At 43.1% G+C, this 15794-nt stretch carries 14 protein-coding genes; 6 read left to right on the forward strand and 8 right to left on the reverse strand.

The window, feature by feature from the left end; all coding sequences use genetic code 11:
• Positions 1-218: 218 nt before the first annotated feature.
• Positions 219-851 carry a TetR/AcrR family transcriptional regulator gene (locus H5164_RS14820; protein ID WP_182698257.1) on the reverse strand — a complete coding sequence of 211 codons (633 nt, stop codon included), beginning with the start codon at positions 849-851 and terminating at the stop codon, positions 219-221.
• Between the two features lie 121 nt (positions 852-972).
• On the opposite strand from H5164_RS14820, the gene H5164_RS14825 reads away from it, so the two are divergent.
• The gene (locus H5164_RS14825; protein WP_124016730.1) at positions 973-1839 is read left to right on the forward strand and encodes a LysR family transcriptional regulator; all 867 of its coding nucleotides are present in this window, start codon (positions 973-975) and stop codon (positions 1837-1839) included.
• A 33-nt stretch (positions 1840-1872) separates the two neighbouring features.
• Here H5164_RS14825 and H5164_RS14830 read toward each other — a convergent pair whose 3' ends face one another.
• The 3 genes from H5164_RS14830 to H5164_RS14840 form a co-directional block, all read right to left on the reverse strand.
• Positions 1873-3174, reverse strand: a complete 1302-nt coding sequence (locus H5164_RS14830; RefSeq protein WP_182756893.1) for an anaerobic C4-dicarboxylate transporter — start codon at positions 3172-3174, stop codon at positions 1873-1875.
• A gap of 343 nt (positions 3175-3517) precedes the next feature.
• A complete protein-coding gene (locus H5164_RS14835; RefSeq protein WP_124016726.1) occupies positions 3518-3871 on the reverse strand; it encodes a cytochrome c3 family protein in 354 nt (117 codons plus the stop codon).
• Positions 3872-3899: 28 nt separating this feature from the next.
• The gene (locus H5164_RS14840; RefSeq protein WP_182756895.1) at positions 3900-5420 is read right to left on the reverse strand and encodes a flavocytochrome c; all 1521 of its coding nucleotides are present in this window, start codon (positions 5418-5420) and stop codon (positions 3900-3902) included.
• A 290-nt stretch (positions 5421-5710) separates the two neighbouring features.
• On the opposite strand from H5164_RS14840, the gene H5164_RS14845 reads away from it, so the two are divergent.
• From H5164_RS14845 to H5164_RS14860, 4 genes are read left to right on the forward strand one after another with little or no spacing between them, the layout of a single operon-like run.
• Positions 5711-6514: a hypothetical protein gene (locus H5164_RS14845; protein ID WP_259396826.1), complete on the forward strand. Its 804-nt coding sequence runs from the start codon at positions 5711-5713 to the stop codon at positions 6512-6514.
• Between the two features lie 25 nt (positions 6515-6539).
• Positions 6540-7298, forward strand: a complete 759-nt coding sequence (locus H5164_RS14850) for a hypothetical protein (protein WP_124016724.1) — start codon at positions 6540-6542, stop codon at positions 7296-7298.
• A gap of 43 nt (positions 7299-7341) precedes the next feature.
• Positions 7342-8019 carry a response regulator transcription factor gene (locus H5164_RS14855; protein WP_124016723.1) on the forward strand — a complete coding sequence of 226 codons (678 nt, stop codon included), beginning with the start codon at positions 7342-7344 and terminating at the stop codon, positions 8017-8019.
• A complete protein-coding gene (locus H5164_RS14860; protein WP_182756897.1) occupies positions 7983-9323 on the forward strand; it encodes a HAMP domain-containing sensor histidine kinase in 1341 nt (446 codons plus the stop codon). Before H5164_RS14855 ends, H5164_RS14860 begins: the two co-directional genes overlap by 37 nt.
• 63 nt (positions 9324-9386) lie before the next feature.
• On the opposite strand, the gene H5164_RS14865 is transcribed toward H5164_RS14860, so the two are convergent.
• Entirely contained in the window at positions 9387-10922 is a 1536-nt protein-coding gene (locus H5164_RS14865) for a DUF3612 domain-containing protein (protein ID WP_124016721.1), read from the reverse strand.
• A gap of 152 nt (positions 10923-11074) precedes the next feature.
• Between H5164_RS14865 and H5164_RS14870 the strand changes: the two genes are divergently transcribed.
• The gene (locus H5164_RS14870) at positions 11075-11587 is read left to right on the forward strand and encodes a malate synthase (protein WP_259395664.1); all 513 of its coding nucleotides are present in this window, start codon (positions 11075-11077) and stop codon (positions 11585-11587) included.
• A 156-nt stretch (positions 11588-11743) separates the two neighbouring features.
• On the opposite strand, the gene ccoG is transcribed toward H5164_RS14870, so the two are convergent.
• From ccoG to H5164_RS14885, 3 genes are all read right to left on the reverse strand, one after another.
• Positions 11744-13207: a cytochrome c oxidase accessory protein CcoG gene (gene ccoG / locus H5164_RS14875; RefSeq protein ID WP_182756899.1), complete on the reverse strand. Its 1464-nt coding sequence runs from the start codon at positions 13205-13207 to the stop codon at positions 11744-11746.
• Between the two features lie 172 nt (positions 13208-13379).
• A complete protein-coding gene (locus H5164_RS14880; protein WP_182756901.1) occupies positions 13380-14822 on the reverse strand; it encodes a sigma-54-dependent Fis family transcriptional regulator in 1443 nt (480 codons plus the stop codon).
• A 204-nt stretch (positions 14823-15026) separates the two neighbouring features.
• Positions 15027-15677 (reverse strand): paraquat-inducible protein A, encoded by a 651-nt coding sequence (locus tag H5164_RS14885; protein ID WP_182756903.1) that lies wholly within the window; start codon positions 15675-15677, stop codon positions 15027-15029.
• Positions 15678-15794 lie beyond the last annotated feature (117 nt).

The raw sequence follows: 15794 nt of genomic DNA on the forward strand, positions 1-15794 counted from the left end.
AACATAGCATCGCCATATTTTACTGATGTACTAAAACACGATTGTGTGAGTAGATAGGTAGGTGGGCCATCATCGATTTTAGTTTAGAAAACGCTTAATTGACTGCGATTCATAATTATCCCAAGCTGGCCAAATGCGTTCCAGAGCAAGCCGTTAACTGAAGTTAAGGGATCCATGCCGTGCATGGCATTTAGAGTTCAAGAGCGAGGATAAATCATTTATGCGGGTTTACCGGCTAGCCACTGCAAGAATGTATTAATCGTGGGCATGCGTTTGTGTGAATGGCCCATAAGCTGGGTCATGGCAAAACTAAACTGGTAGTACATTTCAGCATCGTCGGGATGCTTTTGTGCATCGTCACTGTTGATCATAGCACCGCGTAAATAGTCACAAAGCAACTCACCACGATTAAAGCCACCAACCTCACCAATCTCTGTCAGGGTTTGTGCATTCCATTGTTGATATTGTTTAAGTACTCGCTCAAAACGGGCGCGATAATAATCGCTGGCTTGTATTAGTATTGACTCGTTGGGGATCACTCTAGCAATAACAAATGATTGTTCAGATAAAATACGGTACAAACGTTGGCAATGATGAAAAATAAACCGTAAATAGGGATCACTATATTGCTGTGTATCTTGTTCGGCTTGAATTAACCAATGACGGTAATCTGCACTGGCTACGGCCACAATTAAATCGGCCTCTGAGGTAAAGTGATTATAAATAGTGCCCTTGGATATCTGGCTGGCTTGAACTAGATGCGATCGGCACAAATCAAAGGTTTTATGGCCTTTTAAACAACGTTGCGACACTTCAATCAAGTAGTTCCCACGATCCTCCCAGCTACCCATTCCTTACTCCAAGATATTTTAATTAAATAACCATTAACACCTCACAGTTACACTATAGCAAGCTTTGTGGATAGCCTAAATTGAGTAATACTTATACCACTATGAACTTACTCAATAGCCCATGTTAAAAATTGACTTACTTGAAAGTTTTATCGCTGTTGCTGAATGTGGCAACTTGTCAAAAGCGGCTGATAAAATTTGCCGAACCCAATCAACGTTGAGCCTACAAGTTAAAAAGCTTGAAGAAAGTGTCGGTCAAACTTTGCTGATTAGGGACAACAAAGGCGTCACCTTGACCGAGTCAGGTGAAACCTTGCTGAGCTATGCCTATAAAATGATGCAACTTAACTTACAGGCACTTGATGAGTTAAAAGATTGTCAAAATCGCGAAGTGATCCGCCTTGGTGTGCCAACCGATTTTATCAAATGCTACCTAAGCAGCTGCTTATTAGAGTTTATTCGTGAATTTACCAATATAGAATTAGTTATCGATACCGATGTAAGTGGCAATTTATATAAACGACTCCATCAAGGCGAGTTTGACGTGATAGTCGCAACTCACTGGCAAGCCCCCGTCAACGGCGAACTGTTATTTACGCGCCGCTTTCATTGGGCCGCAGCAGCTAACGGTAACGCCCATAAAAACAAAACCATCCCCGTGGGCTTATACCCAGAAAACTGCCCTATTCGAGCACAAGTATTCGCCAATCATCAATTGTCTATGCGTCCGATAAGGGTATTACTGTCAACACCATCCCCACAAGCGTTATCGATGGCGGTCGAAAATGATCTTGTGATTGCACCGGTAGCCGAATTTAGAATAAACGATAAAATGCAAATTTTAGATCCACTTGAACATGGCTTACCGCCACTGCCGATGTTTAACGAATCGCTTTACCTCAACCCAGATACTCAAACCTATGCGACCTTGCAATTAATTAATTTAATAAAAGCCAATGTTGAGCATAAAGGCTATCAAATCAACTAACATCACTACTATACCAAGCCACATACTGTGAGGTTACAGAATCAAGCTGCCAAACAAAAAGGCCAATAACACACTCGATACTATGGTCACTACGCCTGGGATTAAAAATGGGTGGTTAAACACCGCGTTGCCAATGCGAGTGGAGCCAGTGTCATCCATTTCTACCGCCGCCAATAACGTCGGATAAGTTGGTAATACAAATAACGCACTCACCGCCGCAAACGAAGCAACTGCCGTTAATGGACTCACCCCAATTGCCAATGCTGCTGGCATTAACGCTTTAGTGGTCGCACCTTGAGAATAGAGCAACATAGAAGCAAAAAATAATGCCACCGATAATAACCATGGCTGACTTTGAAGCAAGGTTCCCGCAACCGCTTTTATCTCGTCAATATGATTAGACACAAAGGTGTCACCCAACCAAGCTACGCCCAACACACAAATACACGCTGACATGCCCGACTTAAACGTTGATGCATTAGAAATCTTGCTGGCATCTAAACGGCAAAACCAAGTGATCGCCGCTGCGGCAGAGAGCATAAACAACATAATCGCCACATCGCGCGACAGCACTGGGTTCACAATTAAGCCCACTTTGTCAGAAATGGCTGTGGCGTAAGACATTACCGCCACTATCGCGACTAGAAAAATAGCCACCGACCTTCTAGCGCCAGGTTGCAAAGTGACTTGGGTTTCACCCCGAATATTGACGAGTCCGCTGGCTAAACGCTGTTGATAAATGGGGTCTTGCGCTAACGGTTTACCGAGCATCGAGGCAACAGCAGCACCAATTAAACAAGCAATAAAGGTTGAGGGGATGCATACGGCTAATAGCACTAAATAATCCACCCCGAACGGTTCTAAAATACCCGAGAAAAACACCACTGCGGCAGAAATAGGAGAGGCCGTGATGGCAACTTGCGAGGCGACAACTGCGATAGATAGAGGCCGTGATGGTCGTATGCCCTGCTCTTTGGCGACTTCGGCTATAACTGGTAATGTCGAGAATGCAGTGTGGCCCGTTCCGGCAAATAAGGTCATAAAATACGTTACCATTGGCGCTAAAAATGTGATGTGCTTAGGGTGTTTACGCAGTAGTTTTTCCGCTATTGACACCAAATACTTCATCCCTCCTGCCTCTTGCATCGCAGCAATCGCGGTGATCACTGACATAATAATCAGCATCACGTCGATAGGGATCGCACCAGGTGTTAATCCTAAACCGACGGTAAGAATTAATACCCCAACGCCGCCAGCAAAACCTATCCCTATACTGCCCATTCTTGCACCAAGGTAAATAGACCCAAGCACAATTATTATTTCTATTATCATCATAGTGTTAACTCTATTCAAACCAAAATACGTCAATGAAATAGCAGCGATTGCTACTTTAAAGATCGCGATATTACTCTGTTGAGCTTGGCCGAATGTAGACCTGGATCAATTAACTGCATAGCAATCCAAAAGAGGTGTTTTGTCTGCAGGTTTATTAGTCAGTTAACTGAAAAAAGTGTGATTGCGCTTAGATGTTAATGTGGGTAAAAATAGAAAAAAACCAATCTATGATTGGCATTTAAGAGGGGATAAAAGTGAAACGAGGCTGTCTAGCGATTAAAATATAAAGCCACATTAAATACTTAATATGTGGCTTACTGAACTCATCTAAATTTAAATTAGTTTAGCCTTTATGCTTATCAAACTTAAACGTATGACAGTTACTGCATAATGGTTTTTTAGGTGTATGTTCGCCATGACACTCTTGGCAAGGTACATCTTTGCCATAGTGAAGGTTATTGTGTGGGTTCTGCCACTTGTCCTCTTCACTTCGGGCGGTTTTCTTTGCTAAGTCATCAACATCATGACACTGCAAACAGGATTGATCAGATGGGAACTGCTTGATGCCATTGTCATGACAGGTTTTACAGTCTTTACCGATAACCTCTTTATGATAGTCACGGATCTCTGCTGACTGTACTGATAAACTGGTTAATCCAAGTAGTACCAGCCCAAGTATAATATTAAAGTTTTTCATTAATGATTCCTCTTGTTCACTGGTCTAATTAAACTTTCATGAGACTTCTAGCTGCAGTCATACCCATCACCATACATTCTGGAATAGAACAACTCCCTAGACGACTAACACCATGAATACCACCACACACTTCACCAGCGGCATAAAGGCCAGTAATAGACTTACCAGTAAAACTATCTGTTACTTCGGCTTTGGTGTTTACTTTTACACCGCCTTGGCAGTAATGCACTTTTGGCCACAAGCGAACCACAGTAAATGGCGCTTCGATCATTTTATTTTTCGCCAAGGTCATATCTTTACCAAATTGCTTATCTTCACCCGTTTTTACATAGCCATTGTATTCAGCGATTTGTGCTGTTAAGCCCGCTAAAGGCACACCAAAGTGTGTTGCCAACTCTTCAACTGAATCAAACTTCCAGCCGACATTGTACTTAATCACTTTTTCGGTATTTGGATGCGCTTTAGAATCTTTAAAGCTTGAAATCAACAGTGGTGGTACAGGATTGCCTTTTTCATCACGGTTACTTAATTCAGCATCAGCACGTGTTTTGCGATCGGCAATTTCATTCATGAAACGCTTACCGGTTGTCCGGCTAACGGCAATTGAGTGAGGTAAATTGAAAATTGAATAGTTAGACACATAACCAAAGCCACCTTCATCAGGTGAAGCCCAAGGACCAGATTGAATGTGAGCTAAATGCACAGGAATAGCCCCTAAACGGAACATTTCGAACATGCCCTCGCCTGTTGCACCTGGTGCGTTGGTACAACCCACATCTGCAGTTAAGGTTGGATCTTGCGCCATCCGTAAATCAACGTTTTGCGCAAAGCCACCAGTAGCCATAATCACACCACGTTTGGCGCGAATATTGAGAACCTTACCAGGCTGGTCTTCGCCAAAGTGATAGTTTTGACGCATTTTAACACCAACAACTTCGCCTTTATTACCGACGAGGAATCCTTCAAATTTTGAACGATTGTGGGTGTTTACACCAATACGTTTGCACTCTTTGTACAATGGCTGAGTAATACCGGCTCCGCAACTTACCGTCGTTTGGTAAGTACGTGCAACCGAGTGACCGCCCAGTTGTTGTAAGTAAGGATGGTATTCAGACCCTGCATCTAAGGTCATTTGTAACGCTTCAACCGCATGAGATGCGACATGGCGTAATAACCCTTCATCGGCAATGCCACGGCCAGACAATAATTGGTCATGAACCATTTTGTCTACTGAGTCTTCAACGCCTTCTTTCTTTTGCATCGGCGTGCCTGGTGCGGCGAAAAGCCCGCCGTTAATTGCCGAGTTACCGCCAAAATAGGACATTTTTTCAAATATATGGACGTCTTTTGCACCATGTTTGGTGGCTTCGATTGCGGCAGCTAACCCCGCAAAACCAGAACCAATAATGACGATTTCAACTTCTTTGTCCCATTTAACCCCTTCTGCCTTTTCAGACACTGCCATTGCTGGTGCTACCATCGCTGCACCAGCAGCAATGCCTAGACCTGCAATAAACTTACGGCGCCCTAATAGATCGATATTGCTCATAGGTTATCACCCCTTTTTATATTATTGACGCTTCATCATATCGATGGAATCAATTCCAAAACGGGAACTATTGTTAATGTTTGGTGAAAATAACAACAAATATCGACTTATCAATTATGAGTAGAAATTTTAGCGGGATCTGTTACCAAGCAGAGATATTGGAATGCAGTCCAAACGTTGAACTCATCTGGCTAACATATTTATGGCTGATATCACCGCCCTATGTTTGGCCTAAGTATTGCGCGGCAAGATAGTGCTAAATCAGTTTCACTGTTGGATCAGGAGTCCTTATGAAACCTTTAACCAAAGCATCATCTATTCACACAACGCCGAATGACCTATCACCAAATACTTGGCTTAATAAAGTGCCCGAAATCACGCTGATCTTTTGGGTAATAAAAATGATGTCGACCACGGTGGGAGAAACCGCAGCAGATTATCTTAGCTTCCATCTTCATGTAGGCATGATTAATACCAGCATCATCATGGGGATATTATTACTTGTCGCCTTATTGGTGCAGCTTAAGCAAACTCGCTATCGCCCATATGCTTATTGGGGTGTAGTGGTACTTATCAGTATTTTTGGCACCTTAGTCACCGACATTCTCACAGACAAACTTGATGTGCCTTTGCCAGTATCGACTGCGGTGTTTAGCCTATTATTAGCGGCAACATTTGCATACTGGTTTAGCAAAGAACGCACTTTATCGATTCATTCCATTGTCACTCTTAAACGTGAATTATTTTATTGGCTGGCCATTCTCATTACCTTTGCTTTAGGCACTGCGGTCGGTGATTGGGTATCTGAAGACATGAATGTTGGCTACGGCCTTTCGGCTTTGATATTTGGTAGTTTAATCACCGTCATTAGCGTGGCTTTTTATCGCTTCAAAGCCAATGCAGTATTGTGCTTTTGGGTGGCATATATCTTAACCCGCCCACTGGGTGCCTCTATCGGTGATTTATTGTCACAACCGGTTCGTAAAGGTGGCTTTGGGTTTGGCACCACCAGCACCAGTATTGTTTTTTTAGCAATTATTGTTGCACTTGTAGCTTACCTTTCAGTGCGCGCCAAGCAGCAAAAAAGCCAATAATGTATCAACATAAGTGAGTATCGATATGGAAACACTACAACAGCAGGCGCGGGCTAAAGTGCCACAAGTCACCTTAATATTTTGGCTGGTTAAAATACTGGCGACCACCTTAGGCGAAACGGCAGGTGATGCTTTATCGATGTCGCTTAACCTCGGCTATTTAGTGAGCTCAGTTATTTTTATCGGTTTATTCGCGATAGCGGTAGCAATACAAATTCGCAGTAAACATTATTCTTCGAGTATTTATTGGGCCACCATTATCGCCACAACTACTGCAGGCACTACCATGGCAGACTTTGCCGACCGCTCATTAGGCATAGGCTATACCGGGGGCACATTGTTACTGGTGAGCCTGTTGTGCATGTCATTTTCAATTTGGTACGTCAGTGCCGGTAGCCTGTCTAATCAATCGATAAACAATACCAAAACCGAATGCTTTTATTGGGTCACGATTTTACTGTCACAAACCCTAGGTACAGCTTTAGGCGACTGGACTGTGGATAGCGCGGGTTTAGGTTACGATGCCAGCGCACTTATCTTTGGTAGTATGCTATTAGTATTATTAGCCGCCTATCTTTGGAGCCCAATATCTCGCACACTGTTGTTTTGGCTTAGCTTTATTTTAACCAGACCTTTAGGTGCTGTAGTCGGTGACTTTTTAGATAAACCCATTAGCCATGGTGGATTAGAATTTAGTCGCTTTACTGCATCGGCGGCACTACTCTTTGGTATGGTGTTGTGTTTAATGCTATTTAAGCAGCAAGCTGCAACAAAGAATCATTAATGAAGACTTTCCACTTTGTGTCATTGTGCTCAATTGAGGTGCTATGCGTATTTTATTAGTAGAAGACGATAAAATGATTGGTGATGCCATGCAAAGTGCCTTAAAAGATGTCGCCTATGCGGTTGATTGGATATGCGATGGCGAAGCGGCGCTGCACAGTTTACGTTGCCAGCAATATGATGTGGTGTTGCTCGACCTTGGCTTACCTAAGCTGGATGGCTTGCAAGTGATGCAATATATTCGAGCTCAGCACCCCGCTCTGGCGGTGATCATTATTACCGCCAGAGACAGCTTAGAAGACAGAGTCAAAGGGCTCGATTTAGGTGCCGATGATTATGTCATTAAGCCCTTTGATATGAGCGAACTACAGGCTCGCATTCGTGCAGTAGCAAGGCGCAATGCCAACCAGCATACGCCTGAATTAACCAATAATATTGTGTGGCTAAACCCTGCCACACATGAAGCCAAAACCCTCACTCAAGATAATATCTTACTGTCTAACCGTGAGTTCGCCTTACTGCAAACATTGCTTATCCGACCCGGTTCAATTCATTCAAAAAGTGATTTAGAAGAACGTATTTATGCCTGGGGTGAAGAAGTAGAAAGCAATGCGGTAGAGTTTTTAATCCATTGTTTGCGTAAAAAACTGGGTACAGAAACCATTAAAAATGTCAGAGGTGTAGGATGGATGGTGTCAAAAAATGCCCCCGTAACTCGTTAAAAACGCGCTTATCTTATTGGATTTCAGCTGCAATTTTGTCTGTTGCGATCATTGCTGCCAGCTTTACTTTTAGCAGTGCTTTTGAAGAAGCCCATGAGCTACAAGATGATGTATTGCAACAAATGGCTGTGCTATTTGACCGTTACTCGCTGACCCCAAACGACAGCACACTAACCCCGTTGAGCCAAGATCAGTTGGAGTTTCAAGTTTCGGTGCAGTTATTGGGTGACAATCCAGCAAGCAATCCTATAGCGAAAAATATCCTAGCCTTGCCGAGCAATTTAACTGATGGATTTCACACGGTTAATTTAGCCACACAGTCATGGCGAGTATTTGTGCGCACCTTATCATCCTCGCAGCGAATAGCCGTCGCCCAAGAGACCGCCATTCGTGACAACATCGCCTTTGAAACCGCGCTGCATACCCTAATGCCATTGTTAGTATTAATTCCGATTTTATTATTATTACTCGGCTATATTCTAGGTAAAATTCTGAGTCCAATTAGCATTTTAGCCCACGATGTAGACCGTCAAACTGAGCACGATTTACAGTTAATTCCCACTACTCAATTGCCGAGTGAAATTGTGCCCTTTGTTGAGGCGATTAATCGCTTACTCAGTAAAAACAGCCAGGTTATTACTAGCCAAAAGCGCTTTATTGCCGATGCCGCCCATGAACTCCGATCGCCTATCACGGCGCTGTCGTTACAGGCTCAACGTCTTCAGCAAACAGAGTTAACCGACGATGCGCGTCAGAAACTAAATGCATTACAGGCTGGGATCAGTCGCAGTATCCATCTGCTAGAACAACTATTATCGATGGCGCGTCAACAAGACAACAGCATCCAACAACATCAACGAACCTCACTAAAAACAGTATTCACTGAGGTGATTGAAGAGCTATACCCACTTGTGGAAGCGAAAGAGATTGATTTGGGCTTTAGCCAAGATAGCGACGCCCAGCTCAACGCCAACCCTGTCCGTTTAAAAACCTTAATTCACAACCTGATCGACAATGCTATCCGCTATACACCTAGTGGCGGTAGAGTTGATTTGAGTATTATTGAAACCGAGCAAGGCATAGAGATGACCATCAAGGATACAGGCCCAGGTATCGCAAATACTGAAGTTCAAAAAGTGTTTGAACCTTTTTATCGCATATTAGGCAGTAATGAATATGGCTCAGGTTTAGGCTTAGCGATTGTGGCGAGTATTGTGCAGCAGATGGATGCAAAAATTAGCTTAACCCCAGCAGATCCTGTAAACAACTGCGGGCTTTGCGTGACGGTAAAGTTTCCCCTTTAGGTACATCAGATGTTGCTTGAAGCCGCATCAACTTATGTTGATGCGGCATACATAAAGGACGACTTAACCTTGGTTTTCTTCACATAAATTACGCCCTGCGGCATAACAACTTGGCTGACGCGGACATACCGCACCACGCGAACAAATTAACTGGGCATCTTTTTTAATCCCACGTTCAATCCAATTAATGTTCAGAATTTTTGCCACACTAGTGAGATCTTTTTGGATATGTTTAGGAATAACGATAGAGCCGCCGCCCGTAGCACAAGCCTGTTTCAAATCATGAGCAATCGACTGAGCGTCTTTGCCTTGCGCTTCAATCGCCGGATTTAAATCTATTCCAGCACATAACACATGTGCATTGCCCGCCGAGTCATCTACTTTAATCGATTCACAGCAATAAATACGTGGTTCATTACCAACATTTAAAATCGATATTTGCGCAGAGGTACCCTCGACTTGCTCGTTAAGCATCCTAAATACAGCCCAATGCTGACAAGGATCTTCCACTAGGCGCATGTTGCCCCAAGGCAAAGGAATACCATTACCGCGATACACAGCTTTTAACTTACCCGGTGCATAGGCATCAAAATAATGCCAATGGGGATAAGGTGATACCACTGTCATGCGGCGCATAGCCACTGAAGCTGACACCTGCAATTGCTTATGCACACTAATCTCATAGCCATGACGATCCAGTAACTGTCGATACGGCACTTTTGGACACAACAAAGCACCGGCAAAGAAGCTTGATTCAAAATCGCGCCATGCATGTAAAATATCTTGTGCATTCAATGTATTGGATTGAGGGACAAGAGCATCATCAAAGTCATCACGGCGACCCGACATCATCACACTCTTTAAGCCATCTTTATTGTGTAATACACAATGACCTATGTGCACGGCCAAATCATAGCGCAATCTACTGGGTCTGTTTTTCAACATATTACTAATGTAAATAGTCCCCGGCGGCTCAAAAAATGAAGTCACTAACTGCTTAGCACTGACACCCATTTCGTTGATCACTTCTTGTGGAACCCGGTCGATCCATTTAATTTTTAAGCCCATGCCTTTGGCGATATCGATAATATCTTCAGTGGCAAGCGGCATGCGTTTTAAGCCGACCTCTTCGGCGGCGCGCTCTAAATCAGGAAAATGATTTTGATGATGCTCTTGGTGCGCGCGGATGAGTAAATGAGCAAACTGGCGGCCACTGGTGCCGGTTTGCGACAACATTTCAGGAATAGCAATTTGCAGAATGTCATTAGAAAACAAAAAACTCGGCTCCAGCGGCATACCACTAATGCCACCTTTGTTGCCTTTTTCCGGCGTAATGGCTTCATCTTCTGGCACATCATCAAGAAACCATTCCACTTCTTTTTGAAAAACGACCGCAATTACCGCCAACATATCTGCACTCGGAACACGCTTTCCGCGTTCGATCATCGACAAATATGACACAGATGGCGAATTACCTGAATCAACACGTACACAACGAGCTGACAAGTCCTCCATGGTTAAGTTGTTGCGTTTACGCAAGTTTCTTATCTTTGTGCCCAAAAAATGGGTCTTTCGCATTAGGCTTTTTTCATTTCTCATTTTGTATAATTCACACTGTAAAATTTTTATTGTGAAATTGTTTGTAAAAATAGCATAGACTAAAAATCAAGCTGCTAACAGAGCTTAATGATAAACAATAATGACAAAGGTTTCTGACCGACAACAACACGAAGAGGAATAAGGCGATGAATATGTCTACTCAAGCAAGCGCAACAGCCACCCAAAACCTTAACCGCTTCATTGGTGAGCAATTTGTGGCAACGACCAATCCACAGGATCGCAGCACAAATGCAAAAGACTTTTTGGATGCACAATTTCCATTAGCCGAAGGCTCACACCAAGATGTCAGCAGCTATGTTGTTTACTACACCCACTTATTAGCATTTTTGAAAGATGGTTCTCAGTGTGGTTTACAAAATCCATGTCAATTTGTGGCATTGACGGGTCATAAAAGTGAACCGACTTCAGTGGTGTTAAAGAATAATGATACCCATGTTGAGATTAGCTTCGACCGCCAAGGACAAATGGGCACCACAGACCAAGCTAATATTGAAGACATTCAGGTTGCGATTCCAATTAAGAATTTGCCGACGCCATACAAACAATGGATTAGCTTAATCCACACAGGCTGTCAGCCAACTGAAGGCAACTGTAAAGTGTTTACCGCTAAAGACGGCAGCGACTACGCACTGCATCAGCGTTAATACGTTAGCGCGATAACACTGCGACCATTTAGCAAAAAAGGCTTGCCCCATTAATAATGCGACAAGCCTTTTTGTTACTTAACCATGTTGCTGTGTTGCATCGAGTAAGGTCAGCACGTCTTTATGTCGTCATACTGAGATACAGAGATTACGAGATTATGGCCAAAAGAACCGTGATGTTTGCGAGGTCTGGTTCGCTGGTTCCGTTGGCGTTGGATTTTCCAAGCTTTGAATTTGGGTGACCCTAAATTGCACTGTTTGTTGCGGACTATCACTCGCTCGGTTACTTAAGCGGCCACTGACGGTCAACGGATAATCCAGTTGTTCTGCAGGTTTTATCGCAATCAAGCTGTCGGTAACGATTTGCAATACTTGCTCTTGAGCATCGTCACTGTGGATACTGATTTGATAAAAAGCCATTTGTTGCGTTTTATTGCGAATTTTGAGCTGATAGCTGTTTTCAACCTGGTCGACGCCCACTTGACGATACAAGGTTTGGCGATCGCGGATCACATTAAGCTGTATATGGCTTAAGTGGCTTAAATCGCTAATGATCAGAATAATCATAATCAATAGTGCACTGGCATAACCGAGAGATTTTAGTGACCACAAACTGGCTTTTGCTTGTCCTGTTAAGGCATTCTCGCTGGTAAAGCTGATTAAATTAGCGGCATAACCAAATTTTTCCATGGTCTGATTACATGCATCAACACAGGCACCACAGTTAATGCATTCGTATTGTAAGCCGTTACGAATATCAATCCCAGTTGGGCAAACATCAACACACAAATTACAGTCTACACAGTCACCTAGCTCCGTTTTTTGTGAACGTTTACGTGGCCCACGAGACTCACCTCTAGCAGCATCATAGCTAACCGTTTTAGTATTGGCGTCAAACATCACCGCTTGAAAACGCGAGTAAGGACAGCAATGCAAACACATCATTTCACGCATCCAGCCGGCATTTAAATAAGTGCATATGGCAAAAAACCACACCCATGTGCCAGTCCAAAAGCCACTGTTTGCGCTAAAAATATCAACATACAACTCGCGAGCAGGCATAAAGTAACCAATAAATCCGCAGCCGGTCAGCAAGGCAAACACCATCCACACCGCATGCTTAGTCACTCGTTTACGTACTTTACTCAACGACCATGGGGCTTTATCTAACGCCGCCCGATGATGATGATTACCCTCTACTTTGGCTTCAACCCACATGTAAATAAAGGTCCACGCAGTTTGTGGACACAAAAAACCACACCACACCCGCCCCCAGTAAACAGTAACAAAAAACAGCCCAAAAGCAGCAGCCATAAAAAACCATGCTAATACGGTAAAGTCTTGTGGCCACAAGGTGATATTGAAGAAAAAGAATTGCTGTTCGGTTACATCAAACAGAATGGCTTGCCGGCCTTGGTAATTGATAAATGGGATCAGGAAAAAAATCGCAATCAGTAAAGTATTACTGTGCTGACGCAGTCGTTGAAAAACGCCCTTCTGTTCTCGAACATGAATTTTTGTCGACGGCGTAGCAATTTGCACCACTGGGATCCGTTGTGAAACGGCAGCGTTATCGACTGGCATAATCGCTGCCGGTGTTTGAGATGATAATTTAGGCATGAAGATATTCCTATAACACAATATTGCCCTGTTATAGCAAAGACTAAGCCAACTCAAGAATCACCTTAACAGCATGATTTTAAACAACTAAAACAAAAACCCCATAAATAAAAATCACGATATATCATCTTTTACGCGATATATCGCGACTTAATAAAGTGAGTAATAAAAATTAGCGCGTAATGGCTAACTTTTTCATCCGAGATCGCAAGGTACTCGCCGGCATATCTAGCATTGCAGCTGCACCAAACGGGCCAGAAATACGCCAATGGCTAGCATTTAATACTGTAATAATATGCGCGGCTTCGGCTTGTGCCATGGTTAACGTGCTGGCTGCCAACGGAGGGGCAACCACTGCGGGCAAAGTATTAAACAGTAAATGGCCACTTTGCGATAAAATCATTTCTCGCTCAATCAGGTTTTGTAACTCTCGCACGTTACCTGGCCAAGCATATTGCTGTAAGTTCTTCAGCCCTTTAGCACTCACTTTAGTGATTTTTTTTCCAAGCTTTTTACTCAGTGATGTGACTAAATCACTGACCAATTGTGGAATATCTTCACGGCGCTCTCGTAAAGGAGGCACGGTAATTGGAAATACGTTCAGGCGGTAATACAAGTCCATGCGAAACAAGCCCTGTTCTACTCTTGCGGCTAAATCGTGATGGGTGGCAGCAACTAAGCGAATATTAACCTTAATGGTTTCACTACTGCCAACACGCTCGAAGCTTTGCTCTTGAATCACTCGCAACAATTTAGATTGTGCCGATAAACTTAGCTCGGCAATTTCATCTAAAAATAAGGTGCCATTATTGGCCAATTCAAATCGGCCTTTGCGACGCGCTGTGGCGCCAGTAAATGCACCTTTTTCATGCCCAAACAGCTCACTTTCTAGCAAGGCCGTCGAAAATGCAGCGCAGTTAACACTTACCATAGGCTGGTCTTTACGATGACTTAGCCTATGTAAGTTACGCGCAACTAACTCTTTGCCGGTGCCGTTTTCACCACAAATTAATACCGTACTGTCGGTATTTGCGACTAAGTGGATCTGTTGAATGAGTTGATTGATAGGTTGGCTGTTACCCGATATTCCTGAGGCGCCTTGCTGACCTTGAAGCTCAGTGAGTAAGTATTGATTTTCTGATGCTAACCGTTCTGACAAAGCCTGCACTTGTGCCAATGCTTGTCTCAATGATTGCTCGGTATGTTTTTGCATGCTTACATCACGAAATATCGCGATAACACCGACGAGTTGTTGCTGATCATATACTGGGGTGGAACTGTAATACACTGGAAAGCTGCTGCCATCTTTACGCCAAAATACATCGTCGGTCACTTGCCGAGGGATAGCATCATGTAAGGTGCGATAAATGGGGCAATCATGCTGAGGATAATGACTGCCATCTGCATGACTATGATGATGACAGTCATGAATATTTCTGCCAATTAATTCGGCACTTTTCCAGCCGGTCATTTGTTCTGCCGCGGGGTTGATAAACACTGCATTACCGGCTAAATCAAAACCATATACGCCCTCTGTCATGGCATTAAGCAATAGAGTATTTTCGGGTAGAAAATGATCAGAGCCAATATAGTCAGTGGTTGTAGAGTCAGTCATAGTCAATCTTAAGGTTACCAATGCATATGCTCATTATAACCATTGAAAAACATAAGTCGCGAAATATCACGACTTTGAATATCCAAAACAATAATGACTTATTTTCGTGTTATTCACGACTCATCAAGATAATAAGAAACTGATTTAAGCTCTTTTTATTTTAAAAAAAAATATTATTGTCGTCAGCTCAAAAGCCTAGCAGCATCAGCCGTCAATATTAACAAAGGTACTCTGTGACTTTCGCGTTTGTGTCATGTCGATCATCATCTGGCTGGCGATTGAAAAAATACAGTAGCCTAGAAAATAATAGAAACCGATTTCAAACTGAGATTGAGTCTTAAGCATATCGCCCATACCGGCTGACGCATTACCTGCCATGTAGGTCACGATAATAGCAACCACAAAAACATCGGCCATAGACCATTTGCCGATAGCGCCAATCATACTGTTAAGCTGTTGTTTGATTCGCTGGGGCACTGGCAGCAGTAATATCAGCATAGTGATTAACTTCACTGCGGGGATCACAATACTAAATAACCCCACTAACATGGCGACGATTAGATTATGAGACTGGTACAGCGCCACTATGGTATCAATGATACTGCGACTATTGCGAAACACCTCCACCTCTCCCTCAAGTGTATCTAGGCCAAACAGACTGGCCGCAACATCGAGTATTCCACGGGTATTAGCACGAGAATCTTCGGTGAGTTTTTGGGTTAACATGTCTTTACCCGTATCAAGCAACTGTGACTTTTCAATCGTTCCTGTCATCGTTAACATGGGCTCTGTTACACCGGGAATGAGTAATATTAACGATATCAATACTAAACTAATCGATAAATACACTTTCATGAACACCTCGGTTAATAATTTGTAGCAAAACAAATGGTCGTATTTTACTGTGATAATGATGTATTTTGAGTATGCTAGGTTATGATGTCATATTGTTCATATGATTAGCCATTATGT

This window comes from Shewanella sp. SG41-3, assembly GCF_014164545.1.
Taxonomy (GTDB): Bacteria; Pseudomonadota; Gammaproteobacteria; order Enterobacterales; family Shewanellaceae; genus Shewanella; species Shewanella vesiculosa.

What these genes read in the sequence shown, in the direction of transcription:
- H5164_RS14820 (WP_182698257.1), bottom strand. Translation starts at nt 851, where the DNA reads ATGGGTAGCTGGGAGGATCGTGGGAACTACTTGATTGAAGTGTCGCAA.
- H5164_RS14825 (WP_124016730.1), top strand. Translation starts at nt 973, where the DNA reads ATGTTAAAAATTGACTTACTTGAAAGTTTTATCGCTGTTGCTGAATGT.
- H5164_RS14830 (WP_182756893.1), bottom strand. Translation starts at nt 3,174, where the DNA reads ATGATGATAATAGAAATAATAATTGTGCTTGGGTCTATTTACCTTGGT.
- H5164_RS14835 (WP_124016726.1), bottom strand. Translation starts at nt 3,871, where the DNA reads ATGAAAAACTTTAATATTATACTTGGGCTGGTACTACTTGGATTAACC.
- H5164_RS14840 (WP_182756895.1), bottom strand. Translation starts at nt 5,420, where the DNA reads ATGAGCAATATCGATCTATTAGGGCGCCGTAAGTTTATTGCAGGTCTA.
- H5164_RS14845 (WP_259396826.1), top strand. Translation starts at nt 5,711, where the DNA reads ATGAAACCTTTAACCAAAGCATCATCTATTCACACAACGCCGAATGAC.
- H5164_RS14850 (WP_124016724.1), top strand. Translation starts at nt 6,540, where the DNA reads ATGGAAACACTACAACAGCAGGCGCGGGCTAAAGTGCCACAAGTCACC.
- H5164_RS14855 (WP_124016723.1), top strand. Translation starts at nt 7,342, where the DNA reads ATGCGTATTTTATTAGTAGAAGACGATAAAATGATTGGTGATGCCATG.
- H5164_RS14860 (WP_182756897.1), top strand. Translation starts at nt 7,983, where the DNA reads ATGGATGGTGTCAAAAAATGCCCCCGTAACTCGTTAAAAACGCGCTTA.
- H5164_RS14865 (WP_124016721.1), bottom strand. Translation starts at nt 10,922, where the DNA reads ATGAGAAATGAAAAAAGCCTAATGCGAAAGACCCATTTTTTGGGCACA.
- H5164_RS14870 (WP_259395664.1), top strand. Translation starts at nt 11,075, where the DNA reads ATGTCTACTCAAGCAAGCGCAACAGCCACCCAAAACCTTAACCGCTTC.
- ccoG (WP_182756899.1), bottom strand. Translation starts at nt 13,207, where the DNA reads ATGCCTAAATTATCATCTCAAACACCGGCAGCGATTATGCCAGTCGAT.
- H5164_RS14880 (WP_182756901.1), bottom strand. Translation starts at nt 14,822, where the DNA reads ATGACTGACTCTACAACCACTGACTATATTGGCTCTGATCATTTTCTA.
- H5164_RS14885 (WP_182756903.1), bottom strand. Translation starts at nt 15,677, where the DNA reads ATGAAAGTGTATTTATCGATTAGTTTAGTATTGATATCGTTAATATTA.